General features: G+C 43.7%; 16 protein-coding genes and 1 riboswitch. All 16 genes read left to right on the top strand.

Features of this window, described 5'->3' with window-relative positions:
* The first annotated feature begins 18 nt into the window (after nucleotides 1-18).
* Nucleotides 19-2,109 (top strand): serine hydrolase domain-containing protein, encoded by a 2,091-nt coding sequence (locus MKZ12_RS14140; protein ID WP_339261017.1) that lies wholly within the window; start codon nucleotides 19-21, stop codon nucleotides 2,107-2,109.
* Nucleotides 2,110-2,229: 120 nt separating this feature from the next.
* The gene (locus tag MKZ12_RS14145) at nucleotides 2,230-2,904 is read left to right on the top strand and encodes a response regulator transcription factor (protein WP_339261019.1); all 675 of its coding nucleotides are present in this window, start codon (nucleotides 2,230-2,232) and stop codon (nucleotides 2,902-2,904) included.
* Nucleotides 2,901-4,262, top strand: coding sequence for a HAMP domain-containing sensor histidine kinase (locus tag MKZ12_RS14150; RefSeq protein ID WP_339261021.1), 1,362 nt, complete (start codon nucleotides 2,901-2,903; stop codon nucleotides 4,260-4,262). The genes MKZ12_RS14145 and MKZ12_RS14150 overlap by 4 nt, the downstream gene beginning before the upstream one ends.
* A 194-nt stretch (nucleotides 4,263-4,456) precedes the next feature.
* Nucleotides 4,457-6,586, top strand: a complete 2,130-nt coding sequence (locus MKZ12_RS14155; RefSeq protein ID WP_339261023.1) for a serine hydrolase domain-containing protein — start codon at nucleotides 4,457-4,459, stop codon at nucleotides 6,584-6,586.
* Between the two features lie 25 nt (nucleotides 6,587-6,611).
* On the top strand, nucleotides 6,612-7,553 hold the full coding sequence (locus tag MKZ12_RS14160; RefSeq protein ID WP_339242467.1) for an alpha/beta hydrolase: 942 nt from the start codon (nucleotides 6,612-6,614) through the stop codon (nucleotides 7,551-7,553).
* A 177-nt stretch (nucleotides 7,554-7,730) separates the two neighbouring features.
* Nucleotides 7,731-8,105, top strand: coding sequence for a hypothetical protein (locus tag MKZ12_RS14165; RefSeq protein WP_339242468.1), 375 nt, complete (start codon nucleotides 7,731-7,733; stop codon nucleotides 8,103-8,105).
* Nucleotides 8,106-8,107: 2 nt separating this feature from the next.
* Nucleotides 8,108-9,826, top strand: a complete 1,719-nt coding sequence (locus tag MKZ12_RS14170) for an ABC transporter ATP-binding protein (protein WP_091016502.1) — start codon at nucleotides 8,108-8,110, stop codon at nucleotides 9,824-9,826.
* A gap of 459 nt (nucleotides 9,827-10,285) precedes the next feature.
* Nucleotides 10,286-10,708 (top strand): MarR family winged helix-turn-helix transcriptional regulator, encoded by a 423-nt coding sequence (locus tag MKZ12_RS14175; protein WP_339242471.1) that lies wholly within the window; start codon nucleotides 10,286-10,288, stop codon nucleotides 10,706-10,708.
* Complete coding sequence (locus tag MKZ12_RS14180) at nucleotides 10,705-11,784, top strand: low specificity L-threonine aldolase (protein ID WP_339261025.1); 1,080 nt, start codon at nucleotides 10,705-10,707, stop codon at nucleotides 11,782-11,784. The genes MKZ12_RS14175 and MKZ12_RS14180 overlap by 4 nt, the downstream gene beginning before the upstream one ends.
* 139 nt (nucleotides 11,785-11,923) lie before the next feature.
* A complete protein-coding gene (locus MKZ12_RS14185; protein WP_339261027.1) occupies nucleotides 11,924-12,703 on the top strand; it encodes a methyltransferase domain-containing protein in 780 nt (259 codons plus the stop codon).
* Complete coding sequence (locus tag MKZ12_RS14190) at nucleotides 12,700-13,329, top strand: pentapeptide repeat-containing protein (protein WP_339261028.1); 630 nt, start codon at nucleotides 12,700-12,702, stop codon at nucleotides 13,327-13,329. Before MKZ12_RS14185 ends, MKZ12_RS14190 begins: the two co-directional genes overlap by 4 nt.
* Before the next feature lie 70 nt (nucleotides 13,330-13,399).
* Nucleotides 13,400-13,500, top strand: a riboswitch (guanidine-I (ykkC/yxkD leader).
* A 101-nt stretch (nucleotides 13,501-13,601) separates the two neighbouring features.
* Entirely contained in the window at nucleotides 13,602-13,940 is a 339-nt protein-coding gene (locus tag MKZ12_RS14195; RefSeq protein ID WP_339261030.1) for a multidrug efflux SMR transporter, read from the top strand.
* On the top strand, nucleotides 13,940-14,254 hold the full coding sequence (locus MKZ12_RS14200; protein ID WP_339242483.1) for a multidrug efflux SMR transporter: 315 nt from the start codon (nucleotides 13,940-13,942) through the stop codon (nucleotides 14,252-14,254). Before MKZ12_RS14195 ends, MKZ12_RS14200 begins: the two co-directional genes overlap by 1 nt.
* A gap of 116 nt (nucleotides 14,255-14,370) precedes the next feature.
* The gene (locus MKZ12_RS14205; RefSeq protein WP_339261032.1) at nucleotides 14,371-15,798 is read left to right on the top strand and encodes a DEAD/DEAH box helicase; all 1,428 of its coding nucleotides are present in this window, start codon (nucleotides 14,371-14,373) and stop codon (nucleotides 15,796-15,798) included.
* A 136-nt stretch (nucleotides 15,799-15,934) separates the two neighbouring features.
* Nucleotides 15,935-16,291: an MmcQ/YjbR family DNA-binding protein gene (locus tag MKZ12_RS14210; RefSeq protein WP_339242487.1), complete on the top strand. Its 357-nt coding sequence runs from the start codon at nucleotides 15,935-15,937 to the stop codon at nucleotides 16,289-16,291.
* 56 nt (nucleotides 16,292-16,347) lie between these two features.
* Nucleotides 16,348-17,037, top strand: a complete 690-nt coding sequence (locus MKZ12_RS14215; RefSeq protein ID WP_339261034.1) for a hypothetical protein — start codon at nucleotides 16,348-16,350, stop codon at nucleotides 17,035-17,037.
* Nucleotides 17,038-17,060: the final 23 nt, after the last annotated feature.

The raw sequence follows: 17,060 nt of genomic DNA on the forward strand, positions 1-17,060 counted from the left end.
ACTCAGGAGATGATGTGAATGGGACGACAAACGGGAAAACGAACTTCAATCACCGCCTTAACTCTGGTGTTAATGATGTTAGCTCCAATGTCAGTCATGGCCGCACCAGCTACGAGTAACAAGAGCGATTTAACGTATGAACCAACCAAGAAAATAGTAGCGGAGAAAGCGAAGATCCTAACTGAGACGTACGGTACGACCAGTGTACAATATGCATTAATCGATGCTGGAGAGATTGTGGTGTCCGGTCAAACGGGCAAGAACGATATAGAGGATAAAGTACCGCTTACTTCAGATACAATCTACGGCATCGGCTCAACAAGTAAAATGTTTCTTACAGCTTCTGTTATGAAGCTTGTTGATGATGGCAAGATCGATTTGGATGTGCCAATTGTGAACTATTTACCTGATTTTAAGATGAAAGATAACCGGTACAAATTAATCACACCACGTATGTTGTTGAATCATTCCGCTGGTCTACTAGGCAGCTCCGGTAGCAATGCTACATTATATGGGGATAATGACACGTATTCACATGACACGTTTCTGGAGCAATTGGCGAACCAACACCTGAAGGCTGATCCTGGCGCGTACTCGGTGTATAGTAACGACAGTTTTACGTTAGCCGAGATTCTAGTTGAAAGAGTGAGCGGCATGGGCTTTACTGCATTTATACACAAATATATTACAGAGCCCCTGGACATGAAACATACCAAAACACCGCAGGATGTCGTTGATCCGGCAGCAATGGCGGGAATCTATTCTCCTTTGGTTGAAGGCCAGCTTCCTCAAGAGAATTATAATATCATTGCTACTGGAGGCATCTATTCCACTGCTGAGGATCTGGTGAAATTTTCACAAATCTTCACGGGAGAATTCGATGGCATTCTTTCCAATAAGTCGGTAGGAGCCATGGCGCAGGAAGAATACAAAAGAGGTATGTGGCCGGAGGATAGCGACACGTCTATATCTTACGGGTTAGGGTGGGATAGTGTACATTTGTACCCATTCAGTGAATATGGCATCAAAGCTATTACCAAAGGTGGGGATACCATATCGTATCACTCCTCATTAATTGTACTGCCAGAATACAATCTGGCTGCAGCCGTTACCTCATCAGGGGGAACGAGTGCCAGAGATCAGTTTATTGCAAGTGAATTATTACTCAGTGCACTTGAGGAAAAGGGCATTATTACAGAACGAAAGCCGGAAAAATCGTTTGGCGTACCAGTGAAGGCAGATATGCCTAAAGAAATATCCACGTATGCGGGTATATACGGTTCTAATAATTCGGTGAAGAAGATCGAAATGAATCATGCTGGAAAAATGACTGTATCCGCGCTAACAGCTCCAAATAATTCGGCTCAAGAATACACATATACAGCGGATGGTACGTTTGTTAACGATAAAGGCACAGAAAAGCTGAAATTCGTTACAGAGCAGAATGGAAGGACATATCTATGGTCTCGATCTTATATATCCATGCCGGGACTGGGACAGTTGGCGTTCTCCGAATATACGGCGGAGAAGCTGGAAGCCAATGAATTATCCCAAGATATTACTGCCTCATGGGAGCAGCGTGAAGGTAAGAGATACTACGTGGTGAATCAGAAGTATACATCAACTGTATATCTCCATTCATCACCAATTCTTTCTTTTCATATGAATGAAGAGACCCCAGGGTATATGACCAATAGTAAGATTATTGGAGCCAACAAAGCAGTCACAGATCTTCAAATCCCTGGTATGGCAGGACGGGATTCAAAGGAAATTTATTTCGCTGAAAAGAATGGAGTAGAGTACATTACAGCTGTAGGTAGCATATACGCCAGTGAGGAAATCGTACAATCACTCTATTCGGGCAAACAATCTGTAACAACGATTCAATCAGACGGTTACGCCAAATGGTTTTCTATACCATCAACGGTGAATGGAAAAGTCATGACCGTTAAACTGCCTTCAAATGGTGCCTTTGCCGTATATGATCAAAAGGGCATTTGTATTAATCACACCGTGGTCAGCGGTAAGAATGAGGTTGTTTTACCGGAAAACGGTCGCATTGTATTTGCAGGTGACGTTGGTTCCACATTTGAAATTTCATTGAAATAGATGAATTCTAGTAAGGTAGCATGTTTAACGAAACTAAGAAGGCAGCCGATCAAAGTAATCGGCTGCTTTTGTTCAATTGAAGAAAATATATTTATATTCTTTTTTCGGAGAGTGGAAACGATGCCTACGATATTAGTTGCTGACGACGATGCGAACATTCGCAAACTCGTCTGTTTATTTTTGCGCAACGACGGATTTACTACCATCAACGCCGTAGACGGAAAGGAAGCCCTGGCTATCTATACCTCCACGCCAGTCGATTTGGTTATTCTTGATATTATGATGCCAGTCATGGACGGTTGGGCATTATGCGAGGAACTTCGAAGAGCCAATCCGGATCTTCCGTTACTCATGTTGACGGCAAGAAACGAGACCTGGGAGAAAGTACAAGCATTTCAGCTCGGGACAGATGATTATATGACGAAGCCATTCGATCCGCTTGAGTTGATGGCTCGCGTCAAGGCACTGTTGAAACGATACCGTATAGGTTTAACGCAGACCATCCAATTAGGAAACGTTATTCTGAACCGGCAGACTTATAAGGTCCTGAGGGGTACAGAGTCGTTCACCTTGCCGCTTAAAGAGTTCGAATTATTGTATAAACTTGCTGGATTACCGGGACAAGTCTATACGCGGGAGCAACTAATCGATCAAGTTTGGGGAATTAATTATACTGGCGATGATCGAACGATAGACGTGCATATTAAACGTCTACGCGAACGTTTTACCGATATCTCCGATTTTCGTATCGAAACGGTGCGGGGACTTGGCTACCGGCTAGAGGTGCAGGAGTGACCGGCTCCCTCTATACACGTGTAGTCCTGACCTTTTTGGTCTCCGTGATCGGGGGCACCATCCTTTCTTTTCTTGCTACAACCTGGATATTTCAAGATAAATTAAACGAAAACATACAAGCTTCCTTGCTTGACTTTGGACAGGATATCGTCCGCATCTACGAGACATTGCCTCTACGCGAAGCAGAAATGTTTATAAGTGAAATGAAACAACTCAACTCTTACCACATCCGAATCTATAAAGCAACGGGTCCGTTTCAATCCTATGGAGAACTTAAAGGACAACATCCTTTCCTAGTGACTACAGAACAATTGAAGAAAGTGCTGGATGGAGGAAGAGTCCAAGTTAATGGAATCGATACGATCTTCTTGGGATTGCCGATAAAAACTGAAATGGGAAGCATAGCAATGTTTGTAGAGCCCCTCACTTCCTCTTCCACCTCATTTCTTATCAAATTTGTTGTAACCTTTTTGATTTGTTCGTTGTTAGCAGGAAGCCTATTGATACTAATTGCGGCTATTTTTCTGGTAAGACCGATCAAAAAATTGACAAAAGCGACCCGGCTTATAGCTGCTGGAGATTTCAACGTCAAGCTTAATATTAAACAAAAGGGTGAGATAGGTACTTTGGCTCGCAGCTTTGAAGAAATGATGCACGATCTAAAGCAGCTTGAGCAGATGCGCAGGGAATTTGTAGCAAACGTGTCCCATGAAGTTCAGTCTCCGCTCACTTCCATTTCCGGTTTTGCTATAGCGCTCAAGCAGGTAGACCTCCCGGATGACGAAAAAAGCGATTATCTCGACATTATCATCACTGAAACTGCACGAATGTCCAAAATAAGTGATAGTCTGCTAAAGCTGAGTTTGCTTGAATCTCAATCATTGCAAATGCGGCTGGCCACGCTCAGTCTGGATGAACAGATCAGACGAGTAATTGTCGCTATTCAACCCCAATGGTCGGCCCGTAACATTCAGATCGATCTTGATTTGCAGCCCACCCAAATCACGGCCGATTATGATCAGTTAAATCAGGTGTGGATCAATATCTTCGGCAATGCCATCAAATTTTCCGAAGATGGTGCCCGAATTAACGTCACGATCAAACAGAATATCAAGAACGTGGATATCCGCATATCGGATTCGGGTATTGGTATTCTCCCGGAAGACCAAAAGCGTATATTTGACCGCTTCTTTAAAGCAGATCGTTCCCACAGTCAGAAATATGAAGGAAGCGGTATGGGACTAGCTATTGTAAAGCAGATCATCTCGCTTCATCAAGGGGACATCCGGGTGGAGAGCGAATATGGACGAGGAACGACCTTCATCGTCATCTTGCCAATTACAACACCCACAGAGTGATTGAATTTTATGCCTTCACTAGTCTATGACACCCTGTAAAAACCTCCTTGCGTATAATGATGCAAACTTTTTTTGCCTGTTCATCCTCCGTTCATGTTGTAGTCATTAGGGGGACATCTTGGTTTGTTATATTGTGTTTAGCGCCCACGTTATGGTGGCTTAACACAATGATGAAGACAGGAGTAGATGCAAGAATGAAACCAAGAGAGGTAACAAAACTGGAGATGAGTGTGAGGAGAGCAAGAAAGAGAAATACTATAGCTGCTGTGACTCTCATGCTGACGATACTTGCCCCGCTATCTGCAATGGCCGCACCGGCTGTCATGAATAACAGCATTAACCTTACGTACGAGACAACAAAGAAAACCGTAATCGAAAAAGCTAAATTGCTGACGGAGACGTACGGTACGACGAGTCTGCAATATGCGCTCATTGATGGTGGAGAGATTACGGTGTCCGGTCAAACGGGGAAGAACGATCTAAACGACAAGGTACCTCTTACTACGAACACGATCTATGGCATAGGGTCAACCAGTAAAATGTTTCTTACAGCTTCAGTGATGAAGCTGGTGGATGAAGGCAAGATCGATCTGGATGTGCCTGTTGTGAACTATATGCCTGATTTTACAATGAAAGATAATCGACACAAACAGATTACACCCCGTATGTTGCTGAATCATTCGGCCGGGCTTCCCGGAGCTTCTAACGGTAGTGCTATACTGTATGGGGACAATGATACCATTGCACATGATACCTTTTTGGATCAATTGGCGACCCAGAATCTGATGGCAGAGCCAGGTGCGTATTCGGTGTACTCTAACGATGGATTTACATTAGCTGAAATTCTGGTTGAGAGAGTCACTGGTATGAGCTTTACGGCATTTATACACAAATATATTACAGAGCCTCTGAAAATGAATCATACCAAAACACCACAGGATATAGTTAATCCGGAAGAAATGGCGGGAATCTATTCCCCTTTTTATGAGGCACAACTTCCAAAAGAGAATTATAATATCATTGCTTCAGGAGGCATATATTCCACCGCTAAGGATCTGGTGAAATTTTCGCAAATCTTCACAGGAGAGGTCAAAGGGATTCTTTCCAACAAGTCGGTAGAAGCCATGGAGCAAAAAGAATACAGAAGAGGCATGTGGCCAAAGGATAGTGATTCTTCTATGTCGTACGGATTAGGGTGGGATAGTGTGGACTTGTTCCCATTCAGTGAGTACGGCATCAAGGCTGTTACGAAAGGTGGAGATACGTTATCTTATCATTCTTCACTCGTCGTACTTCCGGAATACAACATGGCTGCAGCCGTGATCTCTTCAGACGGGTCAAGCGTAACCGATCAATTCATTGCGAGTGAGTTATTACTTAGCGCACTTGAAGAAAAGGGCATGATTAAAGAACGGAAACCGGAAAAATCATTTGGTGTACCTGTGAAGGCTGATATGCCTAAAGAAATCTCCAAGTTTGCAGGGAATTATGGTGGCAATAATTCAGTGACGAAGATCAAAATAAATACGGCTGGACAAATGACGGTCTCCTCTCTCACGTCTCCAAGTCATCCGGTTCAAGAATACACCTATACATCAGATGGTACTTTTGTGAGTGATGATGGTACAGAAAAGTTGAAATTCGTTGTGGAGAAAAATGGGAATACCTACCTGTGGTCTCGATCTTATATCTCCGTTCCAGGACTCGGACAGGTGGCTCTCTCAGAATATAATGCGGAGAAGCTGGAAGCCAATACATTACCCAAGGAGATTAACGATGCATGGGCAAAGCGTGATGGTAAAAAATATTATCTGGTGAATGCGAAATACACATCCATGTTTTATCTTAATGCTACATCGATCGTGCCTATTTATATGAATAAAGAGAATCCAGGGTATATGTCCAATAATAAGATTATTGGAGCAGACGAAGCAGCCAATCAATTGCAGATTCCGGGTAGTGTCGGACGAGAACCAATGGACATTCATTTCTTCAAAAAGAACGATGGAGAGTATCTTACATTTTCAGGTTATGTATTCGTCAGTGAGGAATTGGTAAAACCAATCTATTCCGGTAAACAATCCGCAACAACGATTCAAGCAGATGGATATGCCAAATGGTTTTCGGTACCCGCTACTGCGAAAGGAAAAGTCATGACAGTGAAGTTATCTGCAAATGGAGCCTTCGCTATCTATGATCAGAACGGAGTTTGTATTAATCACAGCGTAGTCAGCGGTAATAATGTTGTTGTTTTACCCGAAAACGGCCGTATTGTATTTGCAGGTGAGGCTGGCGCCAAATTTGAAATTTCACTAAAAAAGTAAATGAACTCAACAGGAGAGAACCATCATGATGAAAAAAATATTAATCATTTTGCTCAAAATATTCGGAGCGATCGTTATCGCTTTTGCATTATTTATTGCGACTGTCTTTATTGTTAATGTATTTAGCAACAAATCGGAGGAAGGGAAAATAAAATCATACGGCCAGTTTGTAGCGGTTGACGGGAAAAACATGAATGTGTTGATTCAAGGAAAAGGCAAAGAAACGGTGGTATTACTTCCTGGGTATGGAACACCCGCCCCAGCCCTTGATTTCAAACCGCTCATCGATCAGCTATCTCCATTTTACAAAGTCGTTGTCATTGAACCTTTCGGTTATGGATTAAGTGACATTACTGAAAAAGAGCGTACTACGGAAAATATGGTTAGTGAAATTCATGAAGCGTTACAGCAACTTGGTATTCATCGTTATACGCTCATGGCTCACTCCATTTCAGGAATATACGGACTGGATTATGTGAACAAATATGCAAACGAAGTAACTTCCTTTGTCGGCATCGAGAGCAGTGTCCCAACGCAGGGAGGTAACGATGATCCATTCCCAACTGAAACGTACAAACTGCTTAAAAAATCAGGATTCTACCGATTGTTAATGAAACTGGCCCCTGATCAACTGATTGCACCCGATGTTGATGATGAAACCAGAGAACAAATTCGAATCCTTTCACTCAAAAATACGTTTAATCCGAACAATCTGAATGAAGGCGAAAACTTTGGTCCTAACTTCAAAGCAGCGGAGAACCTGACCTTCCCCAAAGATCTTCCGTTGATTTTCTTCTTACAAGCGAATGATACTGAAACGGAAGGATGGATACCCTTGCATGAAGAGCAAGTCAAAGATTCAGTGCATGGAAAAGTGATGACTTTCGAGGGAGATCATTATTTGCATCACACCCGCTCCAAAGAAATGGTTCAAGAATATAGGAAGTTTATGAGTGAAATAGAGTAGAGTGTGTCAACAAAAGAAGCCGCGAAATCGCGGCTTTTTTCTATTGAAAGAGGTGATGAACATACATACGTAGTTACTTTATTGGAAAATTAAGGTTGACACTCCTTGTCGCCGCGTATACAATCGTATACATGAATGCGTTGTATACATATGTATACACGTCATGGAGGTGGCAGGATGAGAGATCGACAGATCGAAGAATCGGATGGAAGTGTACGTCAAGGTGAACGTCCGAGACGTGATGTGGGTGACAGCGAGCAACGTGGAGAGCATTCCAGACGTGGCAGAGGACATGGTGAACATCAGGGGAAACGGGGCCATGGTGCGCAAACCTTCCGTCGCGGCCGGATTCTTGTATTTCTGGAACAGATGCAGAATCGAAGAACAACGCTCGCCAGACAACTTGGTCAGGAGGAGTATGAACATATTCGCCCAATAATCAGTGGGGAGTTGAAAGCCATTGATCAGGTCATCGACGAGTATGTCCATCTTTTCGAACTGCAAAATGAAGATGTAGGTCCCAATAAGAATCTGGAGAGTGAGAGTGAATAAGTATGATTCGTCGTTTTTTTTCGTATTATCGTCCTTATAAAAAACTGTTTTTGATTGATTTTGGATGTGCTGTACTCGCAGGTCTTCTGGAGTTGGCTTTCCCCCTTGCCGTCAGCAAATTCATTAATGAGTTGTTGCCGGGTCAGGATTGGCCTCTTATTTTGCTTGCCTGTATTGTGCTGTTATCCATCTATGCACTTAATACGGTATTGAACTATGTCGTTACATACTGGGGACATATGCTGGGCATTAACATTGAGACCAACATGCGTGAGAAGATGTTCGCTCACTTGCAGAAGCTGTCTTTCCGGTTCTTCGATAATCGCAAAACAGGTCATTTGATTGGTCATCTTACGAATGATCTGAACGATATCGGCGAGGTTGCTCACCATGGACCCGAAGATGTGTTCATTGCAGTGATGACATTAATCGGATCATTCTGGCTGATGGCTAACATTAATCTTGAGCTTGCGCTCCTAACCTTTATCATTATCCCAATTATGGCTTGGGTCATTATCGTATTCGGTGGCCGTATGACGAAGACGTATCGAAGACTCTTCGGAGACGTCGGCAATTTCAATGCGCGCATTGAGGACAATGTCGGTGGCATGCGTGTTGTGCAATCGTTTGCCAACGAAGAACACGAAAAAGAGCTTTTTGCTGTAGACAATCAGAATTTCCGTAAAACCAAGCTGCTTGCCTACAAAACGATGGCGAAAAGTATCTCGGTCAGTTATATGATGATGCGACTGGTTACGGTATTTGTCATGATCAGCGGGGCTTGGTTTTATATTGATGGCAGAATTAATATGGGTGATTTTATGGCCTTCCTGCTGCTATCGAATATCTTCTTCCGTCCTATCGAGAAGATTAACGCAGTCATCGAAAGTTATCCAAAGGGCATCGCTGGTTTCAAGCGTTATCTGGAGATCATTGATACAGAACCTGAAATTGCGGATAACAAAAACGCCGTGGAATTCGAAAGTGTGAAGGGTGATATTCGTTTTGAGAACGTCTCGTTTGGATATGAATCCAGTCGCCGTATTTTAAATGATATCAGTCTGACTGTTCGACCAGGGGAAACCGTTGCTTTTGTTGGCCCGTCAGGCGCAGGTAAGACAACCATCTGCAGCCTGCTTCCTCGATTCTATGAGGTAGAAGAGGGACGAATCACTGTAGATGGAGTGGACATTCGGGATGTTAAGCTTCAATCGTTGCGTAAGCATATCGGGATCGTTCAACAGGATGTATTTTTGTTCTCGGGTACCATTAAGGAGAATATTGCTTATGGTGACCTGAGTGCAACGGACGAACAGATCTGGGATGCCGCTCGCCGTGCCTCATTGGAGGAATTGATTCTTACGTTGCCGGACGGTATGGATACGGTCATTGGCGAGCGTGGAGTCAAGCTATCCGGAGGACAGAAGCAACGGTTATCCATTGCTCGTATGTTCTTGAAAAATCCACCCATTCTTATTCTGGATGAGGCAACGTCTGCACTGGATACGGAAACGGAAGCACTTATTCAGCAATCACTCGCTGAATTGTCGGTGGGTAGAACGACCCTTGTGATCGCACACCGATTGACAACGATCAAGAACGCGGATCGAATCATTGTAGTGAACACAGATGGTATCGCTGAACAGGGTAACCATGAGGAATTGGTCGCCGCTGGAGGCATATACAGCCGTCTTCATCAGGTGCAATATAGTCACTCTTAATCCATATAAAATGAACAAAAAAATATTTACACTGGGTACTCCGATGACAGAATAATCTTCCGATCGCTGTTATCCCCAGATTTTTTTATTCCTTCTTTAAAGGAGAAATCCGGGGATAAAGGCAAGTTTATGCTTACGAAGTAGCTTTCCACAGAAAGCTTTTAGCTCCGCTTCTTCAGGTTCTTTCTGTCCTCTTCGTTTTGTGTAAATGTTCAGTTCAATTTATATAGAAACTTAAGTAGGTGACTAAGTATTTGTATAAAGTATCTAAATCAATTAAACCTTGCCGCGCATATGTGCGGCTTTTTGGTTTGGCTTAAAAATGAGGCTGTGAAATACTAAGGGGAAGATAATGTTGACAACGTCCACTAACCTGATTATTATAATGTTGACAATGTCCACTAAAAAGGAGGGTTTGACATCGACTCTCAGTACATAAATCCAGATATTCTGGCTGACATGCGACGTTTTAACCGTTTTTATACCAACATACTTGGTGTACTCGACAAGCATATTCTCGGAACAGGGTATTCCTTTGCCGAAGTACGGGTCATTATCGAGATTGGAATTCGGGGAGAGAGCATTGCGAACAATCTGGTGGATACACTGACCATTGATCGCAGTTATATGAGCCGCATTGTGAACAAGCTGACCAAGGAAGGTCTGCTTGTGAAAGTGAATTCTGAAGCCGATAGCCGGGTCAGTCTGATTCGTCTGACAGCCAAGGGTGAGGAACTGTATGCCCAATTGAATGATCGATCCGATCAACAGATTCTGAAATTAATGCAAGAACTCAATGAAGAAGAGATTCAAGAGGTATACACCTCCATGATGAACATACAAGAGAAGTTGAACAAGAAGGCAGGAGAGACAACACGATGATACGATTTGAATGTGACTATAACGAAGGTGCGCATGAACGCATTTTACAAAAACTGATGGAAACCAACATGGAACAGACAAGCGGGTATGGCACGGATGAGCATTGCGAACGCGCGAGAATGCTTATTCGTCAGGCTTGTGACAACGAGCAGGCTGATGTTCATTTTTTGGTTGGCGGTACACAGACGAACACAACAGTTATTGCCTCTATTTTGCGTCCATATCAAGGTGTGATTGCAGCGACCTCGGGACACATTGCGGTTCATGAGACTGGGGCTATCGAAGCAACGGGCCATAAGGTACTCACGGTTCCAAGTGAGGATGGAAAGATCACGCCTGAACAGGTTAGAGCAGTCTATGATGCGCACATGAACGAGTCTTCACCGGAACATTGTGTACAGCCAGGTATGGTCTATATATCTCAGCCAACGGAGAACGGAACGATGTACAGCAAAGCAGAATTGCAAGCATTGCACGCAGTCAGCAGAGCATGTGGTCTGCCATTTTTCGTGGATGGAGCACGCCTTGGATATGCACTTGCCTCCCGTAATTGCGATATGACACTTGCTGATCTTGCGCGCTTGTGCGATGTATTTTACATCGGCGGAACCAAGATTGGAGCGTTGATGGGAGAAGCGGTCGTGATCCTGAATGATGCGCTCAAACCAGATTTTCGTTATATGATCAAACAAAAAGGTGGCCTGCTTGCCAAAGGCAGATTGTTGGGGATTCAATTCGAAACTTTGTTCGAAGACGGCTTGTATCTTGAGATTTCCCATCATGCCGTGGATATGGCGTTGAGAATTCATGATTCACTCGAACAGCAGGGAGTACGCTTCCTGTATGACTCACCAACCAACCAGCAGTTTCCGATTCTGCCCAATCTTTTGCTTGAGAAATTACGGAATGATTATACTTTCTCCTTCTGGGAAAAGGTTGACGATACACACAGTGCGGTGCGCTTTTGTACCAGTTGGGCAACCCGGCAGGAGAATGTGGATGCATTGACTCGTGATATTGCTCAATTATTGCATGAAGAGACTTGGATTGAACAACGACTCGAAGTATTGGTATAACTTTGCAAATATTAATGTTACTTAAGGACAACCGCGACAGGTTGTCCTTTTTCGTATGTTTTTCGTGAATTGACAGTTCTCTTATATTAAAGCTATTATAGATATAATATATCCTTAATTGAGGAGGAGATTGTATTCTATGAATAACGGACATTTATCCGGTCAAACGAACGAATCGTGGAGTGGTCATTCTGCTCCTTTTACAGCGTTACAGGAAACACCGATCTTAACCTTGCTCCAGCCGTCCCATGGAGAACGAATCCTTGATGTGGGTTGCGGGAATGGGGATCTGACAGCCAAAATTGCAGCTGCAGGAGCGCTGACAACAGGCATTGATTTTTCGAAGGAGACAATTAGGCAAGCTAAACAGAAATATCCTGATATGAATATTCAAGTCGCTAATGCCTGTCATTATCGGTCTGAAGAGCCGTTTGATGCGGTCTTCTCTCATGCCGTTCTGCATTGGATAAAGGATGCCCCAGCTGTAGTGCAATCCATATACTTAGCGCTTAAGACGGGCGGACGATTCGTGGCAGAGTTTGCCGGAAGTGGTAATACGGCTATTTTAATAGCAGCGGTACGGGAAGAACTGCATGCCCGTGGATACAGATGGGAAGGCCGGAATCCATGGTATCACCCTACCATTGGCGAATATACTAATCTTCTGGAGCAAAACGGATTTCGAGTTAGTCTGGCCCAGCATGTTGACCAACTTACTCCGTTTAAGCCAGGAGCCAGAAAGTGGTTGGACAGCTTCGCAGAGTATTTATTCAGTGGTATCGCACCTGCGGAACAGGATGTTATTATGGAAGCTGTAGAGAAAAAAGTACAGCTACAACTGATGCGGGATGGACAATGGTATTTGGACAGAAGCCGACTGCGAGTGGTAGCCATGAAGGAATCGGGGAATGCGGTATGAAAGTGGACAAACCCAAGCTTCAGGAGCAGTTGCTTGAACCGGAAACGATAGGTTTTCTCGAATCCAAAGTGGAGTATAAACACAAACTGATTGAGAACATGACTTTGGATCAACAGGAAGCGAGTAAGGTTTCCTTTGAAAATGTTGTATTTAGACATGTGACGATCTCGGAGTCTGCCTTGGAACAATTCGAATTCACGGATGTCCGGTTCGAACACTGCGACTTCTCCAATGTCAATCTCTCTGGTGCCTTCATGCACCGAATCGAATGGCATAACTGCAAGTTTGTTGGAACGGATTTTTCCAATAGTCGCTTGCAAAATGTCAGTTTTTTACATGGTCTAGGGGATTACAGCAATTTCCGTTTTGCCCATCTGAAACAGGTCTCCTTCTCGGAATGTACCTTGATTGGTGCGGACTTTGCCTATCTGGCTCTTCAGAAGATGGAGTTCACTCAATGTAATATCGACCAAGCTTCCTTAACGGGGACCAAAATGAAAGATTTGGATCTTCGCGATTGCCAATTTGACTCCTTGGTGTTAACCATGGAAGACCTCAACGGTTGTGTGATTTCACCACATCAAGCCGCCACATTTGTAGGATTAATGGGTTTGATTATCAAATAAATGGCATGATCACATTAACGGGGTTGCCAAGATAGTGGAAGTGTGTATAATTGGAGACACATTAGAATACAAACAGGTTTTCTAGGGTTCCGCGATGGATGTGTCGGTCTGGTCCGAGAGAAAACCCGCAACTTGTTGGTTGTGCCACGGAGGGATAAAAGCCTGGGAGATGAACTGCGATATGCAGTTTGTTTCCCGGGCTTTTTTTGTTTTTCGCTAATGAACCCTTACAGGTTGTACAAAAAATGTAGTAGAGAAGGAGTGTTTCAGGTATGAATAAAACGTGGATGTCGGTTGTGATTGCTGCGTTGTTCGAAGTGGGTTGGGTCATTGGATTAAAACATGCCAGCGGGGTGCTGGAATGGAGTCTTACACTGGTTGCGATTATGATCAGCTTCAGCTTAATGATTGCAGCTTCGCGTACATTGCCCGTGGGAACCGTATACGCAGTATTCGTTGGCCTAGGTACCGCTGGAACGGTGCTTGCAGAGATTCTTTTGTTTAATGCAAATGTGCAAACCGGAAAAATGATACTCATTGGTACACTTTTACTCGGCGTAATTGGTCTTAAAATGCTGAGTAAAGAGAAGAACAAGGAGGTGCAGCTATAATGAACTGGGTGTTTCTTATCTTGGCAGGGGTATTTGAGATGATCGGCGTGCTGATGATAAACAAGTTGCACAAAGACCGTAATTTAATTTCACTCGTTCTATTGGTAGCCGGGTTTGGTTTAAGTTTTATGTTCCTGTCCCTTGCAATGGAAACTCTTCCGATGGGGACAGCATATGCGGTATGGACGGGAATCGGAGCCTCCGGCGGTGCCATTCTGGGCATGGTGTTTTACGGAGAACCCCGAAATGCCCTAAGAATTTTGTTTATCGCTATGGTGCTCGGATCGGCAGTCGGTCTTAAATTGGTTAGTTAAATAAGTGGAATTAAAAAGATAATGTACAGATTGCGTTTTTAATGTTATCCTTATACGTTACGTGTGAAATAAAAGATGCGTCTTATTGATAGATGTGCGTAAATGAAGGAGATAACATGACATTTAAGGACCTAAATATTATTCCCTGTATTATGGAAGGGTTAAGCAAAGCAAACTATACTAATCCTACGCCTATCCAGGAACAGGCCATTCCAGCTGTATTGGCTGGCAGAGACTTGCTGGGATGTGCACAGACCGGAACAGGCAAGACGGCAGCATTTTCGGTGCCGATCATTCAATTATTAAGCGAAAGATCCAAAGGACAAGGATCAAAGTCCGCTCGACATATTCGTTCATTGATTTTGACACCAACAAGAGAGCTGGCAATTCAGATCGCCGATAATATCAAAGTATATAGTCGGTATACGGACATCCGTTGTACGGCTATCGTTGGTGGTGTTTCGCAAAAAGTGCAAGAGCGGGCGCTGAATCAAGGTGCAGATATTATTATCGCAACACCTGGCAGATTGAACGATCTGATTAACCAGAAACGTATTGATCTGAAGATGGTTGAGATTCTCGTTCTGGATGAAGCAGACCGGATGTTGGACATGGGCTTTATTCATGATGTAAAAAGAATTATCGCCAAGATGCCGAACAAGAAGCAAACGCTGTTCTTCTCAGCGACCATGCCTCCTGAAATCACCAAGATGGTTAAAACCCTGCTGGTTGATCCAGTCAAAGTCGAAATCACACCCGTATCTTCAACAGTAGACCGCATTGAGCAGTCTATATATTTGCTGGAGAATGGCAAAAAGCAGCAGATGTTGAATCAGATCCTGGAGGATAAATCCATCGTCACGGCATTGGTGTTCACACGCACGAAGCGCGGCGCTGACCGGGTTACACGTGATTTGGCCAAAGTGAATGTTACGGCACAAGCCATTCATGGCAACAAGTCTCAGAACGAGCGCCAGCGGGCACTGAACAATTTCAAGAGTGGGGCTACGCGAGTACTGGTGGCGACGGATATCGCAGCAAGAGGAATTGATGTGGAGGAACTGTCACATGTCATTAACTTTAACCTGCCTAACATTCCGGAAACGTATGTTCACCGTATTGGACGTACAGGTCGAGCAGGGAAAAGCGGGATGGCCATCTCATTCTGTGAGAAGGATGAACTTCCATTCCTGAAGGATATTGAGAAAGTAATCAAGAAGACGATTCCTGAAGTTAAAGGTCATCCATATCCGATGACAGGTGTTCCTGTGTTTGAGAAAACCAGCAAAGCATCAGGCAGTAAACCTGCGTTCAACAAATCAGCTGTGGGCAAACCAGCCAAATCCAAGGCGAACCCGGCACGCAAGCCCAAATCCGAGTGGTTTGCCAAGAGTGGCAAAACGACCAATAGCCGTTCTAACGACGGTAGATCCAATAGCAATCGTTCTAACAGCAGTAGCAGTCGATCGAACAGTAGTAGCAGTAAATCAAATAATGGTTCATTCAGCCGCAGCAGCAAAACAAGGAATGATAGAGCCAATTAAGACCTAAATAAACGCAGATAAAACCTTCTTCATTCATATGGAGGAGGTTTTATTATGTATGTACAGAGAGCTTATTTACATACGAACTTATATTCTATATCATTATATCGTTCACGGGTAAAAGGGAGGTACTGACTTGAAGGATACGATAATTAAGTACTGTTTGAACAAGAAAGGCGCGATCAAGGATTATCCATTTGGCCCTGATCCAGTCGCGATTAAGGTCGCGGGTAAGATGTTCGCGCTTATTTTTGAAAATAAAGAAAAGAACTGTCGCTTGAACTTAAAATGTGACCCGATTATTGCAGAGAATCTGAGAGAGCAGCATGAAGCTGTTCAACCAGGATATCATATGAACAAAAAACACTGGAATACCATTACGCTGGATGGCTCCTTGTCAGATGAGGATGTCTACGTCATGATCGATCACTCGTATGAAATGGTTATCCAATCCCTTCCGAAAAGGGTTCGGGAATCTCTGGCCGAATCGTGAGGCATTTCGCTCATATCAATGCCGATGGTCTGCTCGCCAAGTAGAATGAATATCTTATGAAAATGAAGACATACTTGAAGCCCATATGGGACCGTTATCTTGGAAATAAGCAAGATCGAACGGCCTTGTTCAACGTTGCATCCCTTGTTATCAATGCCTGGATTGGGATAGGCAAGCTAGTCTTGGGGATATATCTCCTTTCCGGATGGTTCATCACAAATGCAGTGTATTATTTGATTCTGTGTATAGCCAAAGGCCAGGTGCTTCATCAATATAAAGTTGCCAAAGGTATGGTGTCTCCCCAAGAAAGATATTCTTTGGAGCTTGCGGTGTATAAACGCGGAGGTCTTTTTCTATGTTTTCTGGGCGTATCCTATTCGATCGTCTGTCTGCGAATGTATCTGATCGGTGATGCCTTCATATATAGCGGACTTATTGTATATATCGTAGCTATAGTCGCTTTTACCAAACTTGCTTTTGCCGTGTATGGTACCTGGGCTAATCGTCATCTACATAACCCAATTATATCTACATTGAAAATGATTAACTTCACCGATGCCATGGTATCCATCGTCGTGACACAAGCGACACTACTTACCATGCAAGCCTCACCTCTCGCTTTAAAAACCAGCAGCGTGTTTGGCATGGGGTGCAGCGTTTTATTTTGTCTGATGGGGGTCTGGATGATGTTCCACAAGACTAAGCAGTCAAGTATGGAGCAGGAGAGCGCATCCAACGAACAGTGAGAAACTGGGGGAGCTTGATATCT

This window comes from Paenibacillus sp. FSL R5-0713 (assembly GCF_037973325.1).
GTDB lineage: Bacteria > Bacillota > Bacilli > Paenibacillales > Paenibacillaceae > Paenibacillus.

Bases quoted from the DNA above. Each gene is read 5' to 3' on its own strand.
- MKZ12_RS14140 (WP_339261017.1), top strand. From the start codon at position 19: ATGGGACGACAAACGGGAAAACGAACTTCAATCACCGCCTTAACTCTG.
- MKZ12_RS14145 (WP_339261019.1), top strand. From the start codon at position 2,230: ATGCCTACGATATTAGTTGCTGACGACGATGCGAACATTCGCAAACTC.
- MKZ12_RS14155 (WP_339261023.1), top strand. From the start codon at position 4,457: ATGAAACCAAGAGAGGTAACAAAACTGGAGATGAGTGTGAGGAGAGCA.
- MKZ12_RS14160 (WP_339242467.1), top strand. From the start codon at position 6,612: ATGATGAAAAAAATATTAATCATTTTGCTCAAAATATTCGGAGCGATC.
- MKZ12_RS14165 (WP_339242468.1), top strand. From the start codon at position 7,731: ATGAGAGATCGACAGATCGAAGAATCGGATGGAAGTGTACGTCAAGGT.
- MKZ12_RS14170 (WP_091016502.1), top strand. From the start codon at position 8,108: ATGATTCGTCGTTTTTTTTCGTATTATCGTCCTTATAAAAAACTGTTT.
- MKZ12_RS14175 (WP_339242471.1), top strand. From the start codon at position 10,286: ATGCGACGTTTTAACCGTTTTTATACCAACATACTTGGTGTACTCGAC.
- MKZ12_RS14180 (WP_339261025.1), top strand. From the start codon at position 10,705: ATGATACGATTTGAATGTGACTATAACGAAGGTGCGCATGAACGCATT.
- MKZ12_RS14185 (WP_339261027.1), top strand. From the start codon at position 11,924: ATGAATAACGGACATTTATCCGGTCAAACGAACGAATCGTGGAGTGGT.
- MKZ12_RS14190 (WP_339261028.1), top strand. From the start codon at position 12,700: ATGAAAGTGGACAAACCCAAGCTTCAGGAGCAGTTGCTTGAACCGGAA.
- MKZ12_RS14195 (WP_339261030.1), top strand. From the start codon at position 13,602: ATGAATAAAACGTGGATGTCGGTTGTGATTGCTGCGTTGTTCGAAGTG.
- MKZ12_RS14200 (WP_339242483.1), top strand. From the start codon at position 13,940: ATGAACTGGGTGTTTCTTATCTTGGCAGGGGTATTTGAGATGATCGGC.
- MKZ12_RS14205 (WP_339261032.1), top strand. From the start codon at position 14,371: ATGACATTTAAGGACCTAAATATTATTCCCTGTATTATGGAAGGGTTA.
- MKZ12_RS14215 (WP_339261034.1), top strand. From the start codon at position 16,348: ATGAAAATGAAGACATACTTGAAGCCCATATGGGACCGTTATCTTGGA.